The 25,860-nt window shown below is 70.4% G+C and carries 23 protein-coding genes; 12 read left to right on the forward strand and 11 right to left on the reverse strand.

Annotated features, from left to right (window positions below):
* Window positions 1-3: 3 nt before the first annotated feature.
* From NR798_RS08060 to NR798_RS08085, 6 genes are all read left to right on the forward strand, one after another.
* Window positions 4-627, forward strand: a complete 624-nt coding sequence (locus tag NR798_RS08060) for a hypothetical protein (RefSeq protein ID WP_375770845.1) — start codon at window positions 4-6, stop codon at window positions 625-627.
* 57 nt (window positions 628-684) lie between these two features.
* Entirely contained in the window at window positions 685-1,839 is a 1,155-nt protein-coding gene (locus NR798_RS08065; protein WP_375770846.1) for a phosphatase domain-containing protein, read from the forward strand.
* 370 nt (window positions 1,840-2,209) lie between these two features.
* Complete coding sequence (locus NR798_RS08070; protein ID WP_375770847.1) at window positions 2,210-4,936, forward strand: kelch repeat-containing protein; 2,727 nt, start codon at window positions 2,210-2,212, stop codon at window positions 4,934-4,936.
* Between the two features lie 176 nt (window positions 4,937-5,112).
* Window positions 5,113-7,086: an ELWxxDGT repeat protein gene (locus tag NR798_RS08075; RefSeq protein ID WP_375770848.1), complete on the forward strand. Its 1,974-nt coding sequence runs from the start codon at window positions 5,113-5,115 to the stop codon at window positions 7,084-7,086.
* Window positions 7,087-7,240: 154 nt separating this feature from the next.
* The gene (locus tag NR798_RS08080) at window positions 7,241-7,609 is read left to right on the forward strand and encodes a hypothetical protein (protein ID WP_375770849.1); all 369 of its coding nucleotides are present in this window, start codon (window positions 7,241-7,243) and stop codon (window positions 7,607-7,609) included.
* A gap of 33 nt (window positions 7,610-7,642) precedes the next feature.
* On the forward strand, window positions 7,643-7,954 hold the full coding sequence (locus tag NR798_RS08085) for a hypothetical protein (RefSeq protein ID WP_375770850.1): 312 nt from the start codon (window positions 7,643-7,645) through the stop codon (window positions 7,952-7,954).
* A gap of 16 nt (window positions 7,955-7,970) precedes the next feature.
* Here NR798_RS08085 and NR798_RS08090 read toward each other — a convergent pair whose 3' ends face one another.
* The 3 genes from NR798_RS08090 to NR798_RS08100 are packed head-to-tail and all read right to left on the reverse strand — an operon-like array spanning window position 7,971 to window position 10,716.
* Complete coding sequence (locus tag NR798_RS08090; protein WP_375770851.1) at window positions 7,971-8,903, reverse strand: hypothetical protein; 933 nt, start codon at window positions 8,901-8,903, stop codon at window positions 7,971-7,973.
* A gap of 14 nt (window positions 8,904-8,917) precedes the next feature.
* Entirely contained in the window at window positions 8,918-9,952 is a 1,035-nt protein-coding gene (locus NR798_RS08095; RefSeq protein ID WP_375770852.1) for a M48 family metallopeptidase, read from the reverse strand.
* Entirely contained in the window at window positions 9,949-10,716 is a 768-nt protein-coding gene (locus tag NR798_RS08100; protein WP_375770853.1) for an EcsC family protein, read from the reverse strand. Before NR798_RS08100 ends, NR798_RS08095 begins: the two co-directional genes overlap by 4 nt.
* Window positions 10,717-10,927: 211 nt before the next feature.
* On the opposite strand from NR798_RS08100, the gene NR798_RS08105 reads away from it, so the two are divergent.
* Window positions 10,928-11,842 (forward strand): NmrA family NAD(P)-binding protein, encoded by a 915-nt coding sequence (locus tag NR798_RS08105; protein ID WP_375770854.1) that lies wholly within the window; start codon window positions 10,928-10,930, stop codon window positions 11,840-11,842.
* Between the two features lie 22 nt (window positions 11,843-11,864).
* On the opposite strand, the gene NR798_RS08110 is transcribed toward NR798_RS08105, so the two are convergent.
* Both NR798_RS08110 and NR798_RS08115 read right to left on the reverse strand, forming a co-directional pair.
* Window positions 11,865-13,097: a sensor histidine kinase gene (locus tag NR798_RS08110; protein ID WP_375770855.1), complete on the reverse strand. Its 1,233-nt coding sequence runs from the start codon at window positions 13,095-13,097 to the stop codon at window positions 11,865-11,867.
* On the reverse strand, window positions 13,090-13,764 hold the full coding sequence (locus NR798_RS08115) for a response regulator transcription factor (RefSeq protein ID WP_375770856.1): 675 nt from the start codon (window positions 13,762-13,764) through the stop codon (window positions 13,090-13,092). The genes NR798_RS08110 and NR798_RS08115 overlap by 8 nt, the downstream gene beginning before the upstream one ends.
* A 126-nt stretch (window positions 13,765-13,890) precedes the next feature.
* Here NR798_RS08115 and NR798_RS08120 point away from each other — a divergent pair, with 126 nt between their 5' ends.
* The 3 genes from NR798_RS08120 to NR798_RS08130 all read left to right on the forward strand — a co-directional run bounded on the left by NR798_RS08120 (window position 13,891) and on the right by NR798_RS08130 (window position 16,350).
* Window positions 13,891-14,691: an alpha/beta hydrolase gene (locus tag NR798_RS08120; RefSeq protein WP_375770857.1), complete on the forward strand. Its 801-nt coding sequence runs from the start codon at window positions 13,891-13,893 to the stop codon at window positions 14,689-14,691.
* A 253-nt stretch (window positions 14,692-14,944) separates the two neighbouring features.
* Window positions 14,945-15,508, forward strand: a complete 564-nt coding sequence (locus NR798_RS08125) for a hypothetical protein (RefSeq protein ID WP_375770858.1) — start codon at window positions 14,945-14,947, stop codon at window positions 15,506-15,508.
* Complete coding sequence (locus NR798_RS08130) at window positions 15,499-16,350, forward strand: hypothetical protein (protein WP_375770859.1); 852 nt, start codon at window positions 15,499-15,501, stop codon at window positions 16,348-16,350. The genes NR798_RS08125 and NR798_RS08130 overlap by 10 nt, the downstream gene beginning before the upstream one ends.
* On the opposite strand, the gene NR798_RS08135 is transcribed toward NR798_RS08130, so the two are convergent.
* Window positions 16,330-17,604 (reverse strand): phosphatidylserine/phosphatidylglycerophosphate/cardiolipin synthase family protein, encoded by a 1,275-nt coding sequence (locus tag NR798_RS08135; protein ID WP_375770860.1) that lies wholly within the window; start codon window positions 17,602-17,604, stop codon window positions 16,330-16,332. The genes NR798_RS08130 and NR798_RS08135 overlap by 21 nt on opposite strands.
* A 79-nt stretch (window positions 17,605-17,683) precedes the next feature.
* Window positions 17,684-19,078 (reverse strand): amidophosphoribosyltransferase, encoded by a 1,395-nt coding sequence (gene purF / locus NR798_RS08140; RefSeq protein WP_375770861.1) that lies wholly within the window; start codon window positions 19,076-19,078, stop codon window positions 17,684-17,686.
* 146 nt (window positions 19,079-19,224) lie between these two features.
* Between purF and NR798_RS08145 the strand changes: the two genes are divergently transcribed.
* Window positions 19,225-20,529 carry a hypothetical protein gene (locus NR798_RS08145; protein WP_375770862.1) on the forward strand — a complete coding sequence of 435 codons (1,305 nt, stop codon included), beginning with the start codon at window positions 19,225-19,227 and terminating at the stop codon, window positions 20,527-20,529.
* Between the two features lie 9 nt (window positions 20,530-20,538).
* On the opposite strand, the gene yhbY is transcribed toward NR798_RS08145, so the two are convergent.
* From yhbY to NR798_RS08160, 3 genes are all read right to left on the reverse strand, one after another.
* On the reverse strand, window positions 20,539-20,838 hold the full coding sequence (gene yhbY / locus NR798_RS08150) for a ribosome assembly RNA-binding protein YhbY (protein ID WP_375770863.1): 300 nt from the start codon (window positions 20,836-20,838) through the stop codon (window positions 20,539-20,541).
* 54 nt (window positions 20,839-20,892) lie between these two features.
* Entirely contained in the window at window positions 20,893-23,490 is a 2,598-nt protein-coding gene (locus NR798_RS08155; protein ID WP_375770864.1) for a DUF4388 domain-containing protein, read from the reverse strand.
* Window positions 23,491-23,558: 68 nt separating this feature from the next.
* Entirely contained in the window at window positions 23,559-24,338 is a 780-nt protein-coding gene (locus NR798_RS08160) for a hypothetical protein (protein ID WP_375770865.1), read from the reverse strand.
* Window positions 24,339-24,460: 122 nt separating this feature from the next.
* On the opposite strand from NR798_RS08160, the gene NR798_RS08165 reads away from it, so the two are divergent.
* The gene (locus NR798_RS08165) at window positions 24,461-25,216 is read left to right on the forward strand and encodes a TSUP family transporter (protein WP_375770866.1); all 756 of its coding nucleotides are present in this window, start codon (window positions 24,461-24,463) and stop codon (window positions 25,214-25,216) included.
* Between the two features lie 6 nt (window positions 25,217-25,222).
* On the opposite strand, the gene NR798_RS08170 is transcribed toward NR798_RS08165, so the two are convergent.
* Entirely contained in the window at window positions 25,223-25,738 is a 516-nt protein-coding gene (locus NR798_RS08170; protein WP_375770867.1) for a YfbM family protein, read from the reverse strand.
* Window positions 25,739-25,860 lie beyond the last annotated feature (122 nt).

Genomic DNA, 25,860 nt, shown 5'->3' on the forward strand with positions numbered 1-25,860 from the left:
GAGATGTCGAAGCAGACGAGGTACCTGCTGACGGTGGACTCGGCGACGGGGGCCGCCGTGAAGCTGGAGCGCCTGGGTGAAGCGGGAGACCTGACCGAGGTGCCTTTGAGCACGCTCACCGTGGCGCCCACGGGCTTGCCGGGTGGGGTGCCCATGGCCGGGCCCGTGCCCCAGCCCATGATGATGATGAGCCCCCTGGCCGTTCCGCAGATGGCGGCGGCGTTCCCCATCGCCGTGCCGGTGTACGTCTATATGTATGCGCTGGCGGCCCCCATGCCGGTCGCGGGCTTCGCCCCACCGGTGGCTCCCGGCGGCGCGAGCCTGGGCTTCGTCGGCCCTGGCGCGCCCGGAGCTCCCGGAGGGTATGCGACGCTCTCCGGCCCGGGAGCACCGGGCGGCCCCGGCGTGTATGCGACGCTCTCCGGTCCCGGAGCCCCTGGCGCGCCGGGAACCCAGAGCGTCGTTCAGTCCCAGGGTCCTGGAGGACCCGGTGCTACCGCCACCACCACCACGCAGGGGCCCGGCGCACCAGGCGCCCCAGGCGGTCTGACGGGGAGCACCCAGGGCCCGGGTGGGCCGGGTGGAACGGGGGGCACCCCTGGCGGTGGCGAGGGGGGCTCGCGGTAGGCTGCGCGCGTGGACCTGACCGCCGCCGCCCGGAAACTCCAATCGCTCCGCTCCTTGATGACCGGTCATACAGATCGGAGCGAGGAGCGGCGCATTCTCGAGCTGTTCTCCGGCGCCACCCCCGCCGAGCTCAACTACCTGCTGCTCAACGTGGACCTGGACGCGTTGCTCGGTGACGTGGATGACCGCGTGGTCGGCCCGGACCACCTCACCGAGTTGCTGGAGCTGCTGTGCGTGAAGCGGGCGCCCGAGCTGGGCCTGCCCGTCCGCGCCGCGCTCATCACCGCGCTCCAGATGGGCGACACCCACGCCCTGGCCGAGCGCATGGTGCGCGCCCTGTTCCTCGGGCTGCGCGGCCGCGAGCTGTCCGGGTTCAAGAACCTGCTCGATGGCCGTGGCAACTCGCACGACCTGCAGCAGCTGCTCTTCCACGACGTGGACGACGCGCGCATCCGCCAGGACATCCTCAGGCACATCCACCAGGAGGCCGCGGCCGCCCCGAGTGGCGAGAACAAGGTGCTGAGCGACATCGACGACACCTTCCTGGCCAACTGGAAGGACACGCGCTACCCGTCGAAGACGGTGTACCCCGGTGTGCTCCAGTTCTACCGCGAGCTGGACCGGGGGCCGGGCCCCATCCCCGGGCGCGAGGGAGACCTCACCTTCATCAGCGCCCGGCCGCAGGATCCGCTCGGCCTCATCGAGGACCGGACGCTGGCCACGCTGCGCGAGCACGGCGTGGGTTCGGCGGTGATGCTCTCGGGGGCCTTCACCCACCTGCTGGGCAACTCGCGCATCGCCGCCATGAAGTTCGAGAACTTCAGCCGCTACGTCCAGCTCTATCCCGAGTATGGCTTCGTCTTCACGGGCGACAGCGGCCAGGGGGATGTCGCCTTTGGTGAGAGAATGCTCGCGGAGCACCCGGAAGCGGTGCGGGCCGTGTTCATCCACGACGTGGTGGACACCCCCGAGCCCGTCCGCATGACGTGGCGCGGCAAGCGCATCTTCTTCTTCGACACCTATGTAGGGGCCGCAGTGGAGGCCTTCGAGGTGGGGGTGATCGCCCGGGACGGAGTGGCCCGCGTCGCTCGCGCCGCCCAGGAGGACCTGGGCCGCGTGCCCTTCACCTCCGACACCCAGCGTCAGGCCCGTTTGGTAGAGCTGGAGCGCGACCTCCGGCGCGCCGAGGCCGTACTTCAAAGCCTGACATGAAAGTATTCATGCGACATGCGCATGAAAGGATTCATGCCACACGCCGCCCGGGAGAAGCGCCCCGAGCGGTGATGGCGTGAAAAGTCGTCATTCCGGCACTGCCCGCCTCGGCGGGACTGCCCGTTTGATTCGCTTAAAAGAGTGATTCATTTTTTGGATGGATCTAGTGTAAAAGTGCAATGACGGTCCTGCATCGTAGTACGGAGCCAGGAGCGCAACTGCCGAATGCGAAGCGGTGAGAGGGAACTCACCGTTCCTGGTGCAGGCCGGTCTCCAATGGAGAGCCTGATGAGCCTGAACACGAATGGAGGGGGGACGAATGCAAACTGAGACCCTTTTGAGGAACTGTAGTAGCCGGTTGTTGGTTGCGATGAGCGCGCTGATGATCGCGGCCTGCGGCGCCGAGACGCCGTCGGATGCGGACAGCGCGACGTCGGATGTGGCGCCTTCCGCGGTCAGCACGCGCGCGCAGGGCGTGGGCAGCACCAACAAGGTGCTCATCCTGGCCAACACGGTCACCGGTGGCACCAGCAGCCTCGAGGCCAACGCCGCCCGGGCCCAGGGCTACACGGTGGAGCTCGCCAGCGACGCGGCCTGGGCCGCGAAGACCTCGGCGGACTTCGCCCAGTACCGCGCCCTGATTCTGGGCGACAACACCTGCAGTGGCGTGAGCCTCATCGCCGCCGCCGTGGCCAACCGCAACGTGTGGGGCCCGGTGGTGGACGGTAACGTCATCCTGGTCGGAACCGATCCCGTGTTCCACAAGACCCGGGACGGTGGCGTGCTCACCACCAACTCCGTCAAGTTCGCCGCCGCTCAGGAAGGCAAGACGGGTATGTACATCAACCTGAGCTGCTACTACGACGGCGCCGCGGCCAAGACGCCGCTGCCCATCATGCAGCCGTTCGGTACCTTCACCGTGACGGGCGTGGGCTGCTACAACGACGCCCACATCGTGGCCAGCCACGCGGCCCTCTCGGGCCTGACGGACAGCATCCTCTCCAACTGGAGCTGCTCGGTTCACGAGGCCTTCGACACCTACCCCGAGGCCAACTTCACCCCGCTCGCCATCGCGCGTGACCCGGCGTACGGCTCGCGCTTCCCGGGCTCCAAGGACTTCGCGGACGGCTCGCACGGCGTGCCCTACATCCTGGCCCGCGGCGCGGTGCCGGTGAACTGCGGCGACGGCGTGCAGCAGTTCCCCGAGCAGTGCGACACCGGCGCCAACAACGGCAAGCCGGGCACCCCCTGCTCCTCCACGTGCCGCCTGGACTGGTGCGGTGACGGCGTGGTGAACGCCGGCGAGCAGTGCGACAACGGCGCGGGCAACGGTGCCGGCTCCTGCAGCGCTTCCTGCACCATCTCCGTCATCAACCGGCCTCCGGTGGCGGTTTGCAAGGACCTGTCCCTGTCGGCCGACGCCACCTGCGGCGCCAGCGGCTCCGTGAACAACGGCTCGTACGACCCGGACGGTGACCTGGTGGGCTGCACCCAGTCGGTGACCAGCTTCGGTCCCGGCACCACGGGCGTGACGCTGACCTGCACCGACAAGACGGGCCTGAAGTCCACCTGCTCGGCCACGGTGAGCGTGACCGACAACACCGCTCCTGCCCTGGTGTGCCCGGCCAACGTGACGGCCGAGTGCTCCGATGGCGCGGCGAGCGCGGACCCCGGCACGGCGAGCAGCTCCGACAACTGCGGCATCCCGTCCGTGACGAGCAGCCCGGGCGCCGGCAGCTTCCCGCTGGGCACCACCACCGTCTCCCACCGCGCGACGGACTACTTCGGCAACGTCTCCACCTGCTCCAACACGGTGACGGTGGCCGACACCCAGGCCCCCGTGGTGGCGCTCAAGGGCTACGCCTCGGTGACCCTGGAGTGCCGCACCTCGTACGTCGAGGCGGGCGTCTCCGCCAGCGACGTGTGCTTCGGTGACCTGTCCTCCGCGGTGACCGTCTCGGGCTCCGTCAACACCAAGGCCCCGGGCACCTACACGCTGACCTACTCGGTGAAGGACGCGGCCGGCAACGTCGGCACCGCGTACCGCACGGTCACGGTGGTTCCGGACGCCACGGGCACCTGCGGCGGCTGGATCCTCACGGGCTCCATGGCCCTGCCGCGGCTGCTCCACACCGCCACCCTGCTGGACGACGGCCGGGTGCTGGTGGCCGGTGGCTTCAACACCACCTCGGAGCTCTACAACCCGGAGACCAAGACCTGGTCGGCCACGGGCAACAACCTGGGCTCGCACCGCGGTCACACGGCCACCAAGCTGGCGGATGGCCGGGTGCTCATCGCGGGCGGCGGCGTGTGCCCCATCACCAACGCCACCGCCGAGCTGTACGTGCCGGCCCTGGGCAAGTGGAAGCCCGCGGGCATCCTCAACACCCAGCGCTACTACCACTCCGCGGTCCTGCTGCCCAACGGCAAGGTCCTCGTGGCCGGTGGCCGCACGGGTGAGTACGACAGCGGCACCCTGGCCTCCTCCGAGCTGTATGACCCGGCCACCAACACCTGGTCCTACACCGGCAGCCTGAACACGGCGCGCGCCTTCCACACCATGACCCTGCTGCCCAACGGCAAGGTGCTGGTGACGGGTGGCAACGATGCCTCCGACGGCCTCATCTCCTCCGCGGAGATCTACGACCCGGCCACTGGCAAGTGGACCGCCGCGGCCTCGATGGGCACGGGCCGCGCTTCCCACACCGCCACCCTGCTGCCCAACGGCAAGGTGCTGGTCGCGGGCGGCTCGGGCCTGGACATCGCGCTGAGCGCCTCGGCCGAGCTGTATGACCCGGCCACCAACACCTGGTCGGCCACGGGCAGCATGCTCTCGCCGCGCCGGTTCCACACCGCCAACCTGCTCCCGGATGGCCGGGTGCTCGTGGCCGGTGGTTACCACCAGTACACCGGTATCCAGACGGCCTCGGACCTCTACGACCCGGCCACGGGTACGTGGAGCAAGACGGCCGCCATGAACGTGGACCGCTACAAGCACACCGCCACCCTGCTCAACAACGGCACGGTGCTCGCGGTGGGTGGTGTGAGCAACCACGACCAGGCGTCGGCCGAGTACTACGACCTGTCGGAGCTGTAATCACGGCTCGTCCCGCCAAGGGGCCGGGAGGGTGGCAGATGCCCTCCCGGTGATGCAATCCAAGGCGTAACAGGGTTTCATGCAGGGGACGCGAGGCTCTCGAGCCCGCGTCCCCTGTTTTTTTTTCTGCGGGTGTGCCCTGGGGGGTTCCCCCCTCTTCGGAAGGAAGAATGCTGATGGCTCATCGTTCCATGGAGTGTTCGTGGCTGCTGGCGCTCGCTCTGGCGGGGGGCAGCTCCCTGGCCCATGCGCAGGCCACTCCGGCGCCCGGGTGCCGTCCTCCCGCGGTCATCAAGGACGTGGCGCCGGGGACGGCCAGCTCCTCGCCCACTGCCTTCCGGCGGATTGGCTCGACGGTCTACTTCTCGGCGAAGGACGCCACGGCCGGCGTGGAGCTGTGGAAGAGCGATGGGACGGGGGCCGGTACGGTGCTCGTCAAGAACATCAACCCGGTGGGCGACTCCATCCCGGAGCTGCTGACCGACCTGAACGGGACGCTCCTGTTCACCGCGGATGACGGCGAGCACGGCGTGGAGTTGTGGAAGAGCGACGGCACGGCGGCCGGCACGGTGATGGTGCGGGAGATCGGCGAGGGGATGGAGTCCGGCGGCACCTCGGACATCGTCCTGATGGGGGGGAAGGCCTATCTCACCGCCTCCAACCACATCGAGGGCCGTGAGCTGTGGGAGTCGGACGGGACGTTCGCTGGCACTCGGCTCGTCAAGGACATCAACCCCGGCCTCCCCAGTGCCGTCTTCGCCCGGACGCTGCGCGTGGCGGGCAGCACCCTCTACTTCGCCGCCGATGACGGCACCCATGGCGTCGAGCTGTGGAAGAGCGATGGGACGGCGGCGGGCACGGTGCTCGTCAAGGACATCGCGCCGGGAGTCACCAACGCCAGCGTCAGTGATCTGACGGTGGTGGGCACCACGCTCTTCTTCACGGCCAACGACGGCACGACGGACAACGACCTGTGGAAGAGCGACGGGACGGACGCCGGCACGGTGCGCGTGAAGGACATCTTCGGCAAGCTCTTCCACCCCGCGCCCGAGAGCCTGACGGCGGTGGGCGGCAAGCTCTTCTTCCGCCTGGACAACGAGGTGAATGGCTCCGAGCTGTGGGTGAGCGACGGGACGGCGGCGGGCACGGTGATGGTCAAGGACATCCGGAGCGGGGTGGAGGGCTCCTTCCCGGGCGACTTCACCGACGTGGGGGGCACGCTCTTCTTCACCGCGGATGATGGCGTCAGCGGGATGGAGCTGTGGAAGAGCGACGGGACGGCGGCGGGCACGGTGCGCGTGAAGGACCTCAACGCCGGGAGCACGGGCTCGTCTCCGCAGATGCTGACGGCGGGGGGCTCACGGCTCTTCTTCGTGGCGGACACCGGTAGCGGCGCCACGCTGTGGCTGAGCGATGGGACGGAGGCGGGGACGCGGGCGGTGGACGCCTCGGCGGCCAACACTCCGCAGGCGCTGACGTTCACGGGCGGCACCCTCTACTACTCCGCCGAGGACGACACGGTGGGGCGGGAGCTGTACTCGCTGTCCCCGGCGTTCTACGGCGACTGCACGCCGCCGGCCATCACCTGCCCGGCGAACGTCACGGTGGAGGCCACGGGCCGCTCGGGCGCCACGGTGAGCTACACCCCCGCGACCGCGACGGATGAGGGCTCGGCCGCCACGGTGAGCTATAGCCAGGAGTCCGGCACGGCCTTCGCCGTGAAGGAGAACGTGGTGACGGCCACGGCCACCGACGCCGCGGGCAACACCAACGCCTGCACCTTCAAGGTGACGGTGAAGGACTCCGGCGCCCCCACCCTCACGTGCCCGGCGGACGTGGAGGCCACCGCCACCAGCGACGCGGGCGCGGTGGTCAACTACGCGCCGGCGCAGGCCACGGACAGCATCTCGGACGTCACCCTCACCTACAGCACGGCGTCCGGTGCCACCTTCCCCGTGGGCAGCAACCGCGTGGAGGTCTCGGCGACGGACGCCTCGGGCAACCGGGCGAGCTGCTCCTTCGCCGTGAAGGTCGCCGCCGCGGGGAGCTCCGGTTGCGGCTGCACCTCGGGCTTCTCGGCGGATGCCGCCTGGCTGCTGCTGGGCACGCTCGCTCCGATGCTGGCGCGCCGCCGCCGCTCCGCTTCGTAACCGGCCGGGCGAGGGGGCGAGGCCCCCCTGCTCGAAGCCGCCGCGATTCGCATCTTCCGCGCGGGGGGGCGTCCGGGGAGGAGTCCGGGCGCCTCCGTTTCCTCACCGCGGGCAGGAGCGAGCGATGGCGCAGCGGATGGATGTTCGGGTTGGCATGGATGTGAAGAGCAAGGACGGGCACCGGCTGGGCAAGGTGATCGGCCTGGCGGACGACGCCTTCGTGGTGGAGAAGGGCGTGTTCTACGCCAGGGACTACCGGGTCCCCTTCCGGTCCGTGGAGACCATCGAGGGCGATGACATCCACCTCTCGTTGGACAGGGAGCAGCTCCAGAAGGCCAGTCTGGGCGAGGTGCTGCAGGCGTCCGACCGGTTGGGCATGGGGACGGACTCGCTGTCCGAGGCCCGCATGGACAGCGCCAAGTTCCAGGACCACGACAAGTACGACCTGCGCACCGAGCGCGAGAAGGACGTGGAGGTGACGCCTCCCATCGGCTTCGATCCGAACACCCCCTCGCGCTACTAGGGCCCGCGCTCCCAGGGCATGCACTTCCAGGACATGCACATTGTCCAGTTCCTGCTGCCGCTGCGAGACAACGAGCGGCGCCCGTTCCCCCGTGCGGACTTCGAGAAGGTCCGCACCGAGCTCACCGAGCGGTTCGGGGGCGTCACCGCCTTCTTGCAGTCCCCGGCCTCGGGGGCCTGGAAGGAGGAGGAAGAGGGCGAGACGGTGCGGGACGAGATGCTGCTCTTCGAGGTGATGGTGGAGCCGCTCGACCGCAAGTGGTGGAGTGGCTACCGCGCGGAGCTGGAGCGCCGTTTCCGGCAGGAGCGCGTCCTCGTGCGTGCCCTCGGGGCCGAGACGCTCTGAGCCCGGAGGGACTTCCTCAGCGCCCGGTGAGGCTCAGGGTGCCGAGCTTCGCCTCGTTGCGCAGGCAGGCTTCCGGTGACGCGGAGACGCCGAGGTCGATCCGGCGCGACTGGCCGGCGCGCGTGAGGCTCTGCAGCCGGACCTCGCAGTGGGAGGGCTGCCCGAAGCGGTCGTAATGGAGCGAGTAGAAGGTGCCGGGCTCGCGAGGCAGCACGCCTGGCTGGTCGAGTAGGATGTCCCCGGCGCCAGCCGTCCAGTCGAGGTCCGCGAGCAGCCGGGCCCGCGGCTTGCCGTCGAGGCTCCACACGCACACGTCCGTCTTTCCGTCCTTGCCCGCGCGCGCCTCGCCGTAGGTGATGAGGCTGTCCCCGGAGAAGCGCGCGTTGGAGCCCGAGACGCACGGGAGTGGCGGCAACGGCGTCTTGCGCTTGGTGTCCAGGTCCACCAGTCCGGTGAACGCCTGGTAGCGGCCGTTCTTGCGCTCGTTCTGATGGAAGAAGAGGACGGGCTTGGAGGGGTGGGCGTCGAAGCCGAGCACGTGCTGGTAGAGCCCATGGCGCTTGCCGTTGCGCGAGACGTCGAGCACGTAGGAGAACTCACTCGCGCAGCCGAACTGGTAATAGGTGAGCGCGTACGGGCTGGGGAGCTTCACCGCGCGCTCGTTCTCCTTCATCCAGCCATTGATGTTCATGTCCTCGCCAGTGGCGAGCCGGTAGAGCGCGGGAGGCGAGCCCTCGAGCTCGACACGCTCATAGCGCGTCTCGCCCGGGATGAAGTTCTCCGGCTGGCACCCAGCGGGCCCGGCCGGTTTGCGCTCCACCGCGGGCAGGCGGGCCGGGAGGGGTTGGAGCTCGGCCCAGGCGCCCGCCTTCGGCTCGGCGGCGGAGGCGGGGGTGGCCAGCAGCAGCAGGCCGAGGGACAGGGCCGGACGGTTCGAGGCGTGGCGCATGGGGGGCTCGGTGCTCAGGCCGCGACGGGACGCTTCGCGCGCTCGTAGTGCCCGGCGAGGATCTCCAGGTAGTTGCCGTGCTCCACCCATTCCAGCAGGTGCATCACCCGCCAGGCGACGAAGGGATGGCTGCTGTCCATGGTCATCAGCGTCGCCAGCAGTCCGTCGAACCAGTTGTCCTCCTCCAGCTTCGCCAGCGTGCGCGCCTGCCGGATGAAGGGGGCCAGCTGCATCTTCGTGCGCCGGGTGACGCCGGGCCGGTTTCCACCCGCCAGTTTCATCAGCACGTTGAGCGAGGCGCCCAGGTCCCGGCACGCCAGCAGGCCCGCCCGGTCCGCCGTCAGCTCGGAGCAACGCATCCACTTGTAGAGCGCCTTCTGCAGCGGGAAGCTCAGCACCTGTCCCACCGTGCCGAGCAGGTGGGTGCCGCTCGCCATCACCACCGCCACCGTGCGGTAGAGACCATGCTCCGCGTGCATGTGGCCCAGCTCGTGCCCCATCACGGAGACCACCTCGGTGTCGTCGAGCTGATCCAGCAGGCCCGCGTAGATGGTCACCGCCGGCTCCTCGCTGCCGTACGTGGCCGCGTTGGCGTGCGGGGACTCGGAGAGGAACAGCGTGGGCCGCAGGCCGATGTCCAGGCTCTCGCGCGAGCGCTCCAGCAGCGCCACCAGCTCGGGGAACTGGTCCTCGCCGCAGAGCACGGAGCTGGACAGGTTGAGCAACCGGAAGCTGCGCTCGCCCAGCTGCGTCATCAGCCAGCGCATCAACGCGGGGAAGCCGGGAATGCCCTTGAGGGCCGCCAGCGTCGTGCGGTCCAACGCGTGCTCGTAGGCCGCCGAGGCGATGCCCGTGAGGGGCTCGTGGGGGGCGAGGAACAGCGGCTCGCCGCACGCACCGCACTCACAGTGGTGGGGGTCGAGGATGGCCCGGGACACCTGGACGCGGTTGCGCCGGCCGCAGTGGCGGCACTCCAGCAGCTTCACGGGGGCCTGCTTCGCGTCCGGCCAGAGGGCCTGGGCCAGCGTGGCGTGAGACTCGTACTTCATGACTTCCTCCCGGCGGCGCTCTTCCTGGCCGTGCTCTTCTTGGCCGCGCTCTTCTTCTTCGCGGGCGGGCGCACCCGCGCCTCCACGACGTCCTCCTCCTGCTCCTCGCGGGTGGCCTCGGCACCGAGGAACTCGCGGCGCTTCTGCAGGTCGCGGATGCACCGCTCGCCGACGCGCTTGGTGAGGACCTTGTTCATCGACGAGCCCACCGCGATGCCCACCAGCGGCAGGGCCCGCACCAGCCCCTTGGAGAGCTGGAGGAGGGCGATCTTCGTCATCACGCTCACCAGGTGCTTGGAGACCTCGCGCGGCGCGTACTTCCAGATGGCGACACCCTCGGCCTTGGCCACGTCCACCAGGACGTTCTCGCCGCTCTTGGCGTCGTAGGTGCTCACCGAGGCGAGCAGGAACGCGAGCTGCCGCTCCTCATCCTTGCGGATGTCGAAGCCATGCAGGTAGCTGAGCACGAGCGCCATCTCCACCTCGTACTTGAGGAGGAAGCCCATGTCGGCGAGGGCCCCGCCCAGCGCGGCCACCAGGGTGCCGGCTCCGGGAATCAGCGCGGGCGCGGCGGCGAGGCCTCCGGCGACGGCGGCACGGTTGGAGAAGGAGCGCACCACCTCCTCGGCGGCTTCGCGCTTGTCCCCCCCGGCCCGAAGCACTTGCTGCTCGGCGAGGGCGATGAGGCTGTCCGTGTCCGAGAGGATGCGCTCGACGGCGGTGAGGAGCTTGCGCCCCTGGCTCTGGTCTTCGGCTTCCTTCATGAGATTCCCCCTCGGTGCGGAGCGGAGGACGCCAGCACGGCGCCCGATGACGGGACGCTCGCGAAGCCTCGCGAGCCTGTCAAGCCGGGGGGCGGCGGGCCCGTCACCTGCTCCCCGGCGTGGCGCTCCGCACGGACGGCGAGGGGAGGCGCACATTAGGGCTGAAGAGAGGGGCCCGAGCCCGGCCCCGGAGAGACGCGAGGAGGCGGTCATGTTCGTGGTGACGGGAGCATCGGGGCATACGGGGTCCGTGGTGGCCCGGACGCTGCTGAAGCAGGGGAAGCGGGTCCGAGTCATCCTTCGGGACGAGGCCAAGGCGGGACCGTGGCGGCAGTGGGGCGCCGAGGTCGTGCTGGCGGACCTGCGGGACGTCTCCGCGCTGGCCGTGGCCATGGTGGGCGCTCGGGGCGCCTACCTGATGGTGCCGCCTCCCGTGCCCTCGAGCACGGGGGTGATGGAGGCGTGCTGGGCGGTGGTGGATGCGATGGGGCGGGCGGTGGAGGAGAGCGGGCTGCCGCACTTCGTGCTGCTCTCCTCGGTGGGCGCGCAGCACGCGGGGGGGACGGGCATCGTGAAGACGCTGAACCTCGCGGAGCGGGAGCTGGGCTCGCGGGGCACGCCGATGACGATCCTCCGCTCGGCGTACTTCATGGAGAACTGGGGCAGTGGGCTGCGCGCGGTGGTGGACTCGGGCGTGATGCCGGACTTCATCGGACCCGCGGACCGCCGGATGCACATGGTGGCGACACGGGACGTGGGGGAGATCGCGGCGCGGTTGCTGCGCGAGCCCACGCTGGGCCGGCGTGTGGTGGAGCTGACGGGCCCGGTGGAATACAGCCCGCTCGAGGTGGCGGACACGCTGGCGCGGCTGCTCGGCCGGCCCATCCGCGTGGAGGAGCACACGCCCGCGGCCGAGGTGCCGATGCTCATGGGGATGGGCTTCTCGGCGGAGGTGGCGAATCTCCTGGCGGAGCTCGATGACGCCCTCCACCACGGCCGGCTCACCTTCGAGCATCCCATCCACGTGGTGCGCGGGTGGACCACGCTCGACGAGGTGCTCGGTGGGTTGCTGCGGTCCCTGAATGCCCTGCCGCACATGGGGGAGGGCACGACGGCTTCGCCGTAGACGCTGGCGAGGGGGAGAACCCTCAGCGCTCCGAGGGCCTTTCCTGCCAGCGCAGCTCCGCCCGGGTGCCGTGTGGAGAGAGGGGCGTGAGCAGCACCCGCCAGCCGAAGTGCTGTGCCAGCCGCTCCACCAGCGACAGCCCGACGCCGAAGCCGCTGCGCTCGGGCGCGACCGCGCCAAGGCCCTCGCCGCTGTCGCTGACGCTCCAGCAACCCGCCTCCACCCGCACACGCACCTGCCCGGCGCGCGTGTAGCTGAAGGCGTTCTTCACCAGGTTGCCGAGCAGCACGCGCGCCACCGAGGCCGGCACCGGCGCGTGCACCGCGCCTTCCGCCTCCACCACCACCGCCACCTCCGGGCTGCGCAGCCCGTCGTACAGCGCCACCACTTCGCGCGAGACCGAGGTGAGGTCACAGGCTTCGCCCATGCGCCGCTCGCGTGCCAGCCACAGAATGCCCTCGGTGAGCAGGCCCATCTGGTGCACGGCATCGCGCAGCCGTGCGAAGGTCTCACGGTCCTGCGGCGGGTGACGCTCGAGAATCTCCACCGCCCCCTGAGCTACGGCGAGCGGCGTGCGCAATTCGTGGCTCGCGTCGCGGTTGAACCGCCGCTCGCGTTCGAGCAGGGCCTGGATGCGCGCGTCTCTCTCTTTCAATGCCTCGAGCAGCGCATGCACCTCGGCCACCGACCCGTCCTCTCCGGGGAGCGCCACGCCCTCGGACTGCAGCGAGCGCCTGAGTCCTTCCAGCGGCCCGCTGAGGCGGCGGGCGGCCCGGCTGGCAATCACCGCCGCCGCCAGCAGCGCGAGCGCCGCGCTCGACGCGATCAGGTCTCCCCTGCGCAGCAGACGCGACGTCGTGCGGGTGAAGGCATTGGCGCGGAAGGCCACGTACAGCGTGTCGCCCGAGGCCGCCCGAGGCCGTACCGCTACGTGGAAGTGCCCCGCCTCGCCCGCCGCCACCTCGTACTCCCCGTGCTCGACGAGGGGCGATAGCTCCCGTGCGAGCGCGGCCGGTAGGGCCGTGTGCCCCCGATGCACGCTCATGCCCACCGCCGGCTGCGCGGGAGTCTGGCCGGACGCGAGCGCCTGCGCCTGCCGGTCGGCCTCGGCCGCCACCAGTCGGTTGAAGAGGACGTCCTCCAGGTCGTAGCTGAAGAGCACGAAGAAGCCGCCCATCACCGCGAGCGCCAACGCGGACGAGAGCAGCAGGGCGCGCCGGAGCACCACGCGCAGAGGGCGAAGCCCCTCACGCAAGACGGACCTCCAGCGCGTACCCCTCGTGGCGCCGGGTGACCACGAGCTGCTCGAGGCCCAGCTCGCCGAGGGCCTTGCGCAGGCCGTACACGTGGGTGCGCAGCGCGCTGCCCTCCCGAGGTTCCTCTCCCCACAGCCGGTCGGCGAGCGTCGCCGCCGGCACGCTCTCCGGGGCCGCCTCTATCAAGAGCTGGAGCACCCGCGCCTCGGTGCGGCTGAGCCGGACCCGCCGCTCGCCCCGGCTTGCCCACCCGCTCTCGGGCTCCAGCAGCAGCGAGCCCAGGGACACCGTGCGGCCGCTGGGCGGCACGGGCCGGCGAGCCAGGGCCTCCAGGCGCCAGCGCAGCTCGCGCAGGGAGAAGGGCTTGACGAGGTAGTCGTCGGCGCCGGCGGCGAAGCCCTCCTCCTTGTCCTCGAGCGTGTCGCGCGCGGTGAGCATCAGCACCGGCACCAGCCGCGGGGCCGCCTGCCGCAAGTGCCGGCACACCCGCAGGCCGTCCATGCCCGGCAGCATGAGGTCGAGCACGATCACGTCGTAGGCGTGGGCGAGCGCGAGCGCCAGTCCCTCGGGGCCCGTGGAGGCGAAGTCGAGGGTAACGTCCGGCTCGAGGAACCGGGCGATGTTCGCCTGAAGGTCCCGGTTGTCCTCCACCACCAGTACGCGCATCGCGAGAAGGTCCTCCTGGCGAAGACGTTACCTCACGCATGTCAATCCCGCGTCAACGCGCGACTGACCCGTGGCCGACCCGCTCCCGTGCAGGGTGAGCGCCTCTCTCACTGGAGGTACCCCGAGATGAAGCACCTGCTGCTGTCCGCGCTCGTCCTGCTCACCCCGCACCTGGCATCCGCGGCGGAAGCCTCGCCCGCGCCTACCGTCACCGGCGCCGTGGCGCGTGAGGTGCGCGCCGCCGATGGCGAGCGCATCCCCCTGCTCGTCCTCGAGCCGCACCGGCCGACCAAGGGCCCGGCGCCGGTGGCGGTGCTCGTGCACGGCCTGACGCGCAACAAGGAGGACTGGCTCGTGGACGCGAAGCCCACCTTCGGCGGTGCCTTCACCGAGGCGCTGCGCGAGGCGGGCTACCGCGTCTTCCTGTTCGATGCGCGGCTGCACGGCGCGCGTGCGGTCGAGGGGGACAAGCCCTCTGCGCGGGTGAAGCGCTCGCACGAGGGCGACAGCGGCCCGTACCGCGCGATGGTGGCGGGCACCACGGAGGACGCGCACGCCGTGCTCGCCCACGCGCTCGAGGGGGGCCGTCCCCCGCGCGTCCTCCTCGGCGGCTACAGCATGGGAGCCCAGGTGGCGCTCCTGCTGGCCGCGCGCGAGCCGCGTGTCACGCACCTGGTCACGATGGTGCCGCCGCACGTGGACCCGACGCTCGAGGACGTGGCGCCCGTGCGCGCCGTTGGCCGCATCCAGCAGCGCTGGCTGCTCCTGACGGCCAGGCGCGATGGCTTCGCCACACCCGAGCAGAACGAGGCCCTCTTCACCGCGGCCCCCTCCCGGCACAAGGCGCACCACACCTTCGACAGCGGCCACGCGCTACCGCGCGACTACCTCTCCGAGGTGCAGCGCTGGCTGGCCGCCGAGCCCTGAGGCTCACCCTCCCGCGAGGGGAGGGGCCTCGGACGGCTCAGGCGCTGGCGAGCTTCGGGGCGGACACAGTCTGGCGTGAGGACTGCTCCAGGTGGTTTCCCCATGGAGCCATTCGCGAGATGCTGTTCCCATGAGAACGGCTTCGGTGACACAGAGGGCAACGGCGGTGAGCCTTGCCCTTGTGCTCGTTTCCTGCAGTGCGGCACACGCCCCGGCGGTCGGACCGGCGGGCCCCCGAGACCTGGCCAGGTACGTGATCGTTCTCGAGGAACAGGCAGATGGGCAGGTGGTGCACGCCTGGGTTCCGCTGAAGGAATTCGATCTGACGAAGCTCCAGCACGCCATGGGGACGAGGAACATCCGTCGAGACATCGTGCGTGTCTCCTCGTCGGGTTTGGATGCGTATTGCCAGGGTCGATATGACCAGTGCATGAATGACTGCCCCAGAAGTGGCAGGCCATTCACGATTGATGGCCGCAAATACATGGACACCCGGGCACAACCTTGGCGCATCGCCAGGGGGTGGTGGTGCAGGGAAAATTGTATGGATGCTCTTGCTCAATGCATAAGGGGCCGCGGTGAGTGGGCAGAGGAGTACGCCGCTGAGTTCGACTCGATAGAACTTGCCATTGACTGGCTCAAGACACATCGCGCAGAGCTTGCCGTGGGCTCCGTTGTGGTCATCGCTGGTGTGGCCTTCGGCGTCGTGGTCGGTGGCTCGGGAGGCGCGGCACTCGTTCTGGCGCCACTCCTGCTCATGGCGGAAATCTCCCCGGAAATGTCCCCTGAAATCCAGCTCGAGGGGGCGTGCAGGTGACCATCCATGAGCAGCTTACAGACGTGGTGCTTTTCATCGGCGCCCGGAGGCGAGCAGCGGAGGCGAAGGGCCGGCGCGAGGAAGTGAAGCTCTGGGGGTATGTGCGGATGCTCGACGACTTCGTCCGCGTGACAGGCCAGGTCTACCGGTTCGAAGACTTCCTCAGGGGAGAGCTTTCCGCGGAACGCCCCTCCGTCAGCACACGTCTGGGCAATCACGAGGGGGGGCTCGCGGAACCGGCGATGGAGTTGCTGCTCGAGACGCTGGGCGAAACACCCGAGCCCGAACAGAAGCAGCATGTGCGCGTTCTCATCGCCCTCATCAACTTCATCGTTGAGACGGGACAACTCGATGAGGCCGAGGAGTTCTTCGTCAATCGATGGGATTACGCCCCGATAGCCATCGCGCACTTCGCCAACCATGAGGAGGCCCAGGCCTGGATGGAGAGCGTCGCGGAGCCACCGAGCCCGGTCCGCATCCTCATCGGCGATGAGTATTACCAATTCTGGTATATGCGTGAGGACAACACGCGCGGGATGTATCGCGATGATCCCATCGAGCCGGCGCTGGAATCGCTGACAGCGAGGGGAATCCCTCCAGAGACACCTTCGTTCGCCACGCGCGAGGAGGCGGAGGCGTGGTTGAAGAGCCACCCAGCCAACCCCTATGCCTTCGTGGCAATCGTCGGGGAGCACTACTTCGCGGTGCATCACCCGAGGCTGAAGCGCCACTCCCTCCACCACGTGGCGTCGACCCTGAAAGCCTGGGAGGAGCGCAAGAGGGCCGTCGAGCTCGATACGGACGTGGAGACAGAGGACTCGTCAGAGGGCGCCGGTGAATAGCCGGGGCTCCAGCTCCTGCCCTGGTGGATTCCGCACCCGGCCCCCCGAGGTCACCTGGCGCGAGCGCGACATGTCCACCCGCCAGCGCTCCTCGAAGTCCGCCGCGAACGCGAGGTCGTCCACGACGAGCGTGCCTTCCTCCAGGTACTCCATCGAGAGGAAGTCGAGGTTGATGGACCCGACCACGACGATCCGGTCGTCCACCAGCATCGTCTTCGAGTGCATCATGGAGGGCTGGTACTCGTACACCCGCACGCCGCTGCGCTCGAGGTGGCGGTAGAAGCGGCGCTGGATGAAGGTCACGCTCGGGTGGTCCTGGTAGGGCCCCGGCAGCAGCAGCCGCAGGTCCACTCCCAGGGCCGGGCGTGCGCACAGCGCGCCGAGCACCTGCGGGGGCGGGACGAAGTACGCATTCGCGATCCACACACGCTGCCGTGCGGCGGCCAGCGCGATGTGCGTCACCCACCGGGCATGCGAGAGCCCCTTCACGTCGGTGCTCGTCACGTACGCGGCGCGTGCGTCTCCGGCGGGCCGGGTTCGCTCGAACTCCGCGGCGGGCAGTATCGGGCCGCCCGTCTCCAGCCAGTGGTTGGCGAACGCCACCTGCATCTGCCGCACGACGGGCCCTTCCACTTCCACGCTCGAGTCCCGCCAGCCGTCCGGAGAGAGCCCGTTGCCGTTCCACTCGGGCGCGATGCCGAAGCCACCCGTGATGCCCACCCGCCCATCCACCACGACGAGCTTGCGGTGGTTGCGCCCGGTGAAGGCGAAGGGGTGCTGCATGGGCGGCCGGAAGTAGTGCACCTCGCAGCCCGCCTCCACCAGCCGGGGGTAGAGCTGCTGGGCGAAGCCGGGGCTCCCCATCGGGTCGACGAGGATGCGCACCGCCACCCCCTCCCGCGCCCGGCGGCAGGCGAGCTCGGCCAGGCGTTCGCCGGGCTGCCCCGGCCTCCAGATGTAAACGTCGACGTGGATGCTGTGGCGCGCGGCGCGGAACGCTTCCTCGATCGCGGTGAACACCTCGCCGTTGTCCCGCCACGCGAGGCGGTTTCCGCCCACCATCGAGGTCGCCGTCGTCTGCATCAGCGCGAGGCCAACGCAGTCCACCCCTCCGGGGAGGCCCCTGCCCAGCGAGCCCCACGGGCCGAAGGCCATCCGCCGGTCCAGCCCGCGTCGCGCGAGCACCCCCAGACCGGCGCCCACCGCGAGTCCCGCCACCAGCGCACGCCCCATGCGCTGCAACCTATGCATCATCCTCCACGCCAACCTCCCGGGAGGGCGTGCGCTCGTCAGGCCGCCTGCCCAGGAGGAGTGGAAGGGACGCGGGCGCGCCTCAGGCGCTGGCGAGCTTCGGAGCGGACTCGGACGTCGTGGCGCCCGGGTTGAGGTCGCCCGTCAGGTAGTTGCCGGAGAAGCACGCGGTGCAGAAGGTGGTGCGCTCCTTGTCTCCCACCGCGCTGCCCAGGCCTTCCATGGAGATGTAGCCCAGCGTGTCCGCCGTCACGTAGCGGGCGATCTCCTCCACGCTGTGGCTGGAGGCAATGAGCTCCTGCCGGCTCGGCGTGTCGATGCCGTAGTAGCAGGGCCACTGCGTGGGCGGCGAGGAGATGCGCAGGTGCACCTCCAGCGCGCCGGCCGCCTTGAGCATCTTCACGATTTTGCGGCTCGTGGTGCCGCGCACGATGGAGTCATCCACCACCACCACGCGCTTGCCCTTGAGCACCTGGCGCACCGCCGACAGCTTCAGCTTCACGCCGAAGTGGCGGATGGACTGCTGGGGCTCGATGAAGGTGCGGCCCACGTAGTGGCTGCGGATGAGGCCCACGTCGTACGGAATGCCGCTCGCCTGCGCGTAGCCGATGGCCGCGGGCACGCCCGAGTCCGGCACCGCGATGACCAGGTCCGCTCCGGGCGTCGGCTGCTCCTTGGCCAGCTGCCGGCCCATCTCCTTGCGCGTCTCGTACACGCTCGTGCCGAACAGCACCGAGTCCGGCTTGGCGAAGTACACGTGCTCGAAGATGCACCGGCCCAGCCGCGTGGGCGGAAAGGGCTGGCTGGCGTGCAGGCCCGTCTCGTCGATGACCACCATCTCACCGGCCTCGAGCTCGCGCAGGAACTCCGCCTCGATGAGATCCAACGCCGTCGTCTCGCTGGCCAGCACCCAGCTGTTCTTCAGCATGCCGAGCACCAGCGGGCGGAAGCCGTTGGGATCCCTCACCGCCACCAGCTTCTTGTCGGTGAGGAAGAGGATGCTGTAGGCGCCCTTCACCTTGGAGAGGGCCTCGATGACCTTCTTCTCGAAGGTGGGCTGCTTGGAGCGGGCGATGAGGTGGATGACCACCTCGGTGTCCGAGTCCGACTGGAAGATAGCGCCGTCGGCCTCGAGCTGGGTGCGCAGCTCTTGCGCGTTCACCAGGTTGCCGTTGTGGGCCACGGCCAGCTGGCCGCCCACGTACTCCACCGTGAGGGGCTGGGCGTTCTTGAGCTGGCTGACGCCCGCGGTGGAGTAGCGCACATGGCCGATGGCCGCGTTGCCCGGCAGCTTCTCGAGCACCGGCGCGTTGAAGATGTCCGCCACGAGCCCCATCTCCCGGTGGGCCAGCAGATTCTGGCCGTCCGAGGCGACGATGCCGGCCGACTCCTGCCCGCGGTGCTGCAGGGCATGCAGGCCGAGGTACGTGAGGTTGGACGCCTCTGGGTTACCTACGATTCCGAAGATCCCACACATGGCGCGAGCCTTACCCCCTTCGGGTGCCGAACGGAACTGGAGAACGGCCGCCTCCTCCACGGGATTCCGGGAGGGGATGTGGGAAAGGAGCGGGCGGACGGACAGGCCCCTGGAATTCCCTGTCTGGAGGTAGGCTTCCCCTCTTCATGACTCTCCTCTCGCGGCGCTGGCTGCGCACCCTGTTTCCCCTGATGCTCCTGACGGTGGGCTCGGCGTACGCGCTCGCGTCCTGGAACTGGTGCGGGCGGTGGGGCGAGCGCGCTCCCGTGGTGCTCGAGCAGGCGAGGGCCGAGGGTCCCCTGAAGGCCGGGGCGGCGAAGGTGCCCCTGGCTCCGCCCTACCCGGTGGTGGTGGCCGGCTATGGGCCCCCTCGCCCCGAGGCCAGCCAGGCGGACCCCGCGCCCCAGGCCCGGGCCGTGGTGCTCGCCGCGGGGAACGTGAAGGTGGGGCTGGTGTCGCTGGAGCTGCTGCTGGTACCCGACGAACTGGTGGCCGCGGTGCGCGAGCGGGCCGCGGGCCTGGGACTGCAGCAGGTGGTGGTGGTGGCCACGCACGCGCACTCGTCCTTCGGGGGATACGACCCGCGGCTGGTGTCGCAACTGGCGGGCACCGGGCGTTTCCGCAAGGCGGCGCTGGAGGCGGCGGTGGCCGGGGCCAGCGAGGCGCTGCGTCAGTCGGTGGCGCGGCTCGCCGATGTCACCCTGGAGGTGGGGGAAGCGAAGGAGCCGGGCCTGGTGCGCTCGCGCTCGGGGGGAGAGGCTCCGGCTGGGGCCCTCACGCGCGCGGTGCTGAGGGGCGCGGAGGGACCGGTGGCGGAGTTGCTGGTGTTCGCCGCGCACCCCGCGATGGTGCCGAGGAAGCGGGAGTTCGTGGACCCGGACTGGCCGGGGCGGCTGAGCCTGCTGCGCGAGGAGCGGGGTGGGGTGGCGCTGGTGCTGCAGGGCGCGGGGGGCGACGTGTCGGTGGCCTTCGACGAGGGCGAGGGCGTGGAGAAGGTGCTGGGGTACGCGCGGGCAGTGGCGGGGCTGGCCGAGCGCACGGCGCCGGTGGAGGCCGGGAGCACGAGGCTGGCCTTCGCGCGGGTGGAGGTGGCGCTGCCGAGGCCGGACGCCTCGCGGCTGGTGCCGTCCTACTCGCGGGCGGCCGGGGACAACTTCCTGTGCGCCTCGTCCTCGCGGACGGCGGAGGTGGGGGCGCTGACGCTGGGGCCGCTGGAGCTGGTGATGGTGCCGGGCGAGCCCACGGTGGGCGCGGGAGCGTTGCTGGTGCGGCGCACGGGGGCCACGGGCGTGCTGGGGCTGGCGGACGGGTACGTGGGCTACGTGGAGACGCCGGAGCGGGTGGAGGCGGGCGAGGGTGAGTCGCGCCGCCAGTACTTCGGCCCCGCGCTGCTGGAGCGGCTGGCCACGGGGGCGGATGAGGCCGCCCGGGCCGCGGGCTTCACGCGCTGAACAGCGGGCTCAGATCTTCTCGAGCTTCTCGAACTTCGAATCCTCGTCCCGCTTCTTGAAGAGCAGGGCGGTGCGGCCGAGGAGCTGGGCCAGCTCGGCGCCCGTGCCCTCGGCGAGCTTCTTGGCGGCCTCGTGGCGGTCCTCCGGGCCCTCGTTGATCTTCACCTTGATGAGTTCGTGGTCGTGCAGCGCCTGCTCGACGGCGGCGATGACGCCCTCGGTGACGCCTGACGAGCCCACGATGACCACCGGCTCCAGGTGGTGTCCCAGCCCGCGCAGGTGGCGGCGCTGTTTTCCGGTCAACGGCAAGATGCTTCTCCTCGTGTAGGGGAGCGCTCGGAGGCGCTCCCGGGGTGGCGCACCCTACTTCTTTTGCGCCGCTTGCGCCGCCATGCGGATCTCCCGCTGCGCGTCGATGTGATTGGGCTGCACCTCCACCGTCTTCTGGAAGTGCTTCAGCGCGCCGTGGTTGTCACCGCATAGCTTGGCGATGACCCCCAGGAAATAGTGCCCCGAGGCCACCTTGTCGTTCTGCTTCAGACACAGCTGGATGTCTTTGTAGGCCTCGTTGTAGCCCACCTTCTTGTCCTCGAAGGTGAAGAAGCGGGCGTAGCCGCGCCAGGCGTAGAACTCGGGCTCCTCGGGGTTGAGCTGGATGGCCTCGTCGAGCAGCTTGGCGGCGTCGGCGAACTTGCGGGCCTTGATGTAGAGGCCGGCCTTGCGGAAGAGCTCCTCGCTCTTGAGGATGGCCTCCACGTCGACCTGGGAGGGCTTGCTGCCGCCGGTCTTGAGCTCCTCGATGTACGCGGCGCGGCTCTTGTCGTCCGAGAGCGCGCGGTAGGCATCCCCGATGTAGCCGAAGATGTCGGCCTTGAGCTTCTCCAGCTCCGGAGGCGCGCCGGGAGGCAGCGTGTCCGGGTGGTACTGCTTGGCCAGCTTGAAGTAGGCGATCTTCACCGCCGGGCCGTTGGTGTCCGCGCCGAGGTTCAGCCGCTCGAAGTGGTTCTGCTCCTTCATCTTCGCGGCGAGCTCCCGGAGGGCGGGAATCTCGTTGGCGGCCTGTGCGGAACCAGCGGCGGCTGGGGCCGGGGCGGTGGGGGCGGGAGCGGCCGGTTTCGCCACGGGCGCAGCGGCGGCGGCGGGAGCGGCCGGTTTCGCCGCGGGCGGAGCGGCGGGAGGAGGCGAGGCGGGCTTCGCCGCGGCCTGCGGAGCGGCGGCGGAGGGCGGTACCGCGGGACGGGGCGCGGCGGCCTGGGGAGCGGCGCCAGCCTGGGCGACACCGGGAGCCGTGACCGCACGGGCGGCGGCCTGGGGCGCGGCGGCGGGAGGCGTGGCCGGCTTCGCTGCGGGGGCCAGCGGGGGCACCGTCTTGGCGGCGGGGGCCACCGGGGGGGCCGTCTTGGCGGCGGGCTGTGCGGCCGGGGCGTTGGGCTGCGTGGGAGGCGGAGCCGCCACGCGCGGGGCCACGGCGGCGAAGGACACCCCATCGAGCTCCTTGAGGAGGAACACGATGCGCAGCAGGTGGTCGGCGTCCTGGGGCAGGTCGTTGAGGAGCTGGCCCGCCGAGCGCACCCCGTCGATGAGGGCGAGCACGCGCACCTCGTGAGGGGTGAGCCGCAGGTCACCGGTGGCCACGCGCCCGTTGGCCTTCATCACCGGCAGGTTGAGCACGGGCTGCAGGCGGCGGCGGAGGTCCGTGCTGGGGATGCGGCGCACGAGGTCGCTCAGCACGGCCCACTTGTTGCCCAGGGGCATGGCCTTGGCGGGAGGCAGCTCCTTGGGCTCGAAGGTGAAGGAGCCGGACTCGGCGCGCAGGCCCTTGAGGAGGATGGCCTGGGCGCGGTGGGCGAGCTGGGTGAAGGCGGAGGCGGGCTGGAGGAGCCCCAGGCCGAAGAGGGCCGCGAGCAGCTCGCCGCCGAAGCGGCCGCGGGCGGACTCGGCCTGCTGGAGTTGCTCGGCGGTGGCGAGCTTCGCCTGGAGGAGCCAGGTGCCCAGCGCGTCGTCGGGGTGGGTGGAGTCGATGAACTCGGGGTTGCCCTTGCGGAAGTGGATGCTGACGGCGCAGTCGGCGAGGGTGAGCGTGAGCAGCCCCGTGTGGTTGCCGGCGGCGATGAGGCTGTAGAGGCGCACGGGCGAGTGCGTCTCGAGCTTTCCGCTGGGGGGAGGCGGCTCCTCGGGGGCGGCGGGGGCGACCGAGGCGAAGGTGGCCGAGGGGCGCGCGACGGCCGGGGCCGGAGCGGCGGCCGGGGGAGGCGCCGCCGGAGCGGGCTGCGCGGGTGCACCGGGCGCGGCGGGGCGTGGGGCGGCCGAGGCGGGCGTTCCACCGGGCGCGGGCGCGGCGGGAGGCGGACGGGCGGCGGGAGCACCCGGAGGCACGGCCCCGGGGTTGGCGACGGGCACACCCGCACCGGCCATGGGAGGACGGGTGACGGCGGGGCCCGCGACGGGCACACCCGCACCGGCCATGGGAGGACGGGTGACGGCGGGGCCCGCGACGGGCACACCCGCGCCCGGTACGGGGGGGCGGGTCATGGCACCCGGGCCCGCGACAGGGACACCGGCTCCGGGAGGGGGAGGCCGGGCAACGGCACCAGGGCCCGCGACGGGCACACCTGCTCCGGCGACGGGAGGCCGGGTGACACCGGGGCCAGCGACGGGCACACCCGCCCCGGCGACGGGAGGCCGGGTCACGGCACGAGCAGCCGCGGCGGGAGCGGGCGGGGCCGCGGGGATGGTCGGACCCGGGGGAACGACGTCGCCCCACGTCTCGCGAGGGAAGGAATCGCGGAGGTGCGGGAAGCGCCCGGGGAAGGCGAAGTTGATGCCGTCCTCGGACACCTGGAGCCGACCCTGGATGATGCCGTTATCGATCAGCAACTCGATGGTCGGCAGGGCGAGCGGACCCCAGATGGTCCCCTGTTCGTTCCGCACGAAGTATTGCCGGACTTCTCCCTCCGCCATCTCGGATGTCGCTCCTTGTGTGCCTGAGGCACCCTAACCCGGTCCCACCGTGGTTGCTAACGTGGTTGCTACGGAGCCTCCAGCGAGGCCAGTCCAATGAGGCTCAGGCAGGCCGGGTCGGCGTCCTGGGCGCTCGGCGGGTCGAAGCAGTAGACCTCGGTATCGAACACCTTGCACATTCCCTTGGGGGTGGCCGCGCAGGACACCTTGGAATAGGCCTTGGTGCAGCCGTAGCCGCACACCGGCTGGCCGTCGCTGAGCTGGCACTGCAGGGCAGGCAGGTTCTTGCCATAGGCGCAGAGCACCTCGGCGGGCGGGTCGAAGCAGGTGAGCTGCATGCCATCGCTCTTGCAGGCGCCCATGGGCGTCTTGTTGCAGGCCACCTTCCCGGCGCCCAAGGTGCACTTGTAGCCGCACACGCTCTCCACGCCGTTGCTGCGGCACTCGGCGCGAGGCGTGTCCTTGCCGTGGACGGCGTACACCTCGGGGGGCGGATCGAAACAGACGATGTCGTCGTTGCGCCCGGCGCACGCACCCGCGGGAGTGCGCGCGCACTTCACCTTTCCGGGCTGCGTGGCGCACTGGTAGCCGCAGGCCACCTGGCCGTCGATGACCTTGCACTCGGGCTCGGGCAGGGCGCTGCCGTAGATGCGGACGATGTGGGGGGGCGGGTCGAAGCAGACGGCTTGGCCGTCGAGAATCTGGCAGGTGCCCTGGGGCGTCTGCGCGCACTGCACGCGGCGCCCGTCGGACTTGCACTGGTAGCCGCAGGCCACGTGTCCGTCGATGGCGCGGCAGGTGGGCCCTTTCGGGTCCGCGGGCGCGGCGGACAGCAGCACGAGGGTCATCACGGAGACGAGAGACGTGAGCAGGGCGGGGACCTCGGCGGGGGGCGTTGCCCGAATTGACGCCCAGAGTCGGCGCGCACGCAAGCTTTGGACATGGTAGGTGGCCGCTCGTGGAAGTCTCGGTGCTCGAAATCGTCCTGTTGTGTGTCGCGGCCCTCACGGCGGGTGTGGTGGATGCCATCGCCGGTGGAGGAGGGCTCGTGACGCTGCCCGCTGTGCTGGCGACCGGCCTGCCGCCGCACGTGGCGCTGGGGACCAACAAGGGACAGTCGGTGTTCGGCTCGTTCGCGGCGCTGGTGCGCTTCTACCGGGCGGGGCTACTGAACAAGCAGCTGGCGGCCGTCACCTTTCCGTTGGGGCTGGTGGGCTCGTTCCTGGGCGCGGGGCTGGTGCTGCTGATGCGCCCCGAGGTCCTCAAGCCCCTGGTGCTCACCCTGCTGGTGATCGTCGCGGCCTTCCTGGCCTTCCGCCGGGGGCCGCCGCCGGGCGAGCGGCCGGAGCCTCCCCGCAAGCGCCTGCTGGCGCTGGGCTCGGTCATCGCGCTGCTCATCGGCACCTATGACGGCTTCTTCGGGCCGGGGACGGGGACGTTCCTCATCATCGCCTTCTCGGGGCTGCTGGGGCACGGGCTGACGAAGGCCTCGGCGGACGCGAAGGTGGTGAACTTCGCCTCCAACCTCGCGGCGGTGAGCCTCTTCGCCTACCGGGGCCTGGTGCTCTGGTACGTGGCCCTGCCCATGGCGGCGGCCCAGTTCACTGGCGGGTGGATTGGCGCGCACCTGGCTGTCCGGGGCGGGGACAAGCTGGTGCGCAAGGTGGTGCTGCTGGTGGTGACGGCGCTGGTGCTCAAGCTGGGCCGCGACGTGTTCGCCGGGTGAGCCCGCTCAGCCGATGAACACGAGCAGGCCGTGGCCGCGCTTCGCCACGGTGGCCGCGAACTTCTTCAGCTCCTCGAAGTAGGAGAACAGCTCCTCTTCGGGGTCGAGGTCCGGCGGCGGCTCCTCCCAGAAGCCCGGGTAGATGTCCTCTTCCTGCAGGCGCGCGGGGTCGTAGCGCTTGCGCAGTGTGCTCTCGGAGAGTTCGCCGAGCGCCTTGGAGAGGGCCTTCACCTGGTCCGGCGTGAAGACGCGCGCGGTGCCCTCGTCCGAGGGGATGTCGCCCACGTCCTGGCCTCCGCGCACCAGGAAGTCCAGCGGGGCCTTGCCCTCCCAGGCCGTGCCCGTCATCAGGTACTGCAGGCCGTGCCAGGTCTCACCGATGTCGAGGTCCAGGAAGCGCGCGCCCTCCGCGTCTCCGAAGTCCTCCTCGTCGTCGATGAACTCCTCGAGCTTGCCGGGGTGCTCGAGCAGCTTCTGGCGCTGGGTGTCCGTCAGGCTGCGCAGGGTGCAGAGCATCTCCATCCGATTCTCCTGCCCGGGTCACGGGGGCGCCGACCTTACCAGCGGATCACAACCCCTCGAAAGGATTGAGCCCATGAGGGTGTGTCCTCCGGAGGGACCGGGCAATCCCTCCGGATTTGAAT

It is taken from the genome of Archangium gephyra (assembly GCF_042230915.1).
Classification (GTDB): Bacteria; Myxococcota; Myxococcia; order Myxococcales; family Myxococcaceae; genus Archangium; species Archangium gephyra_B.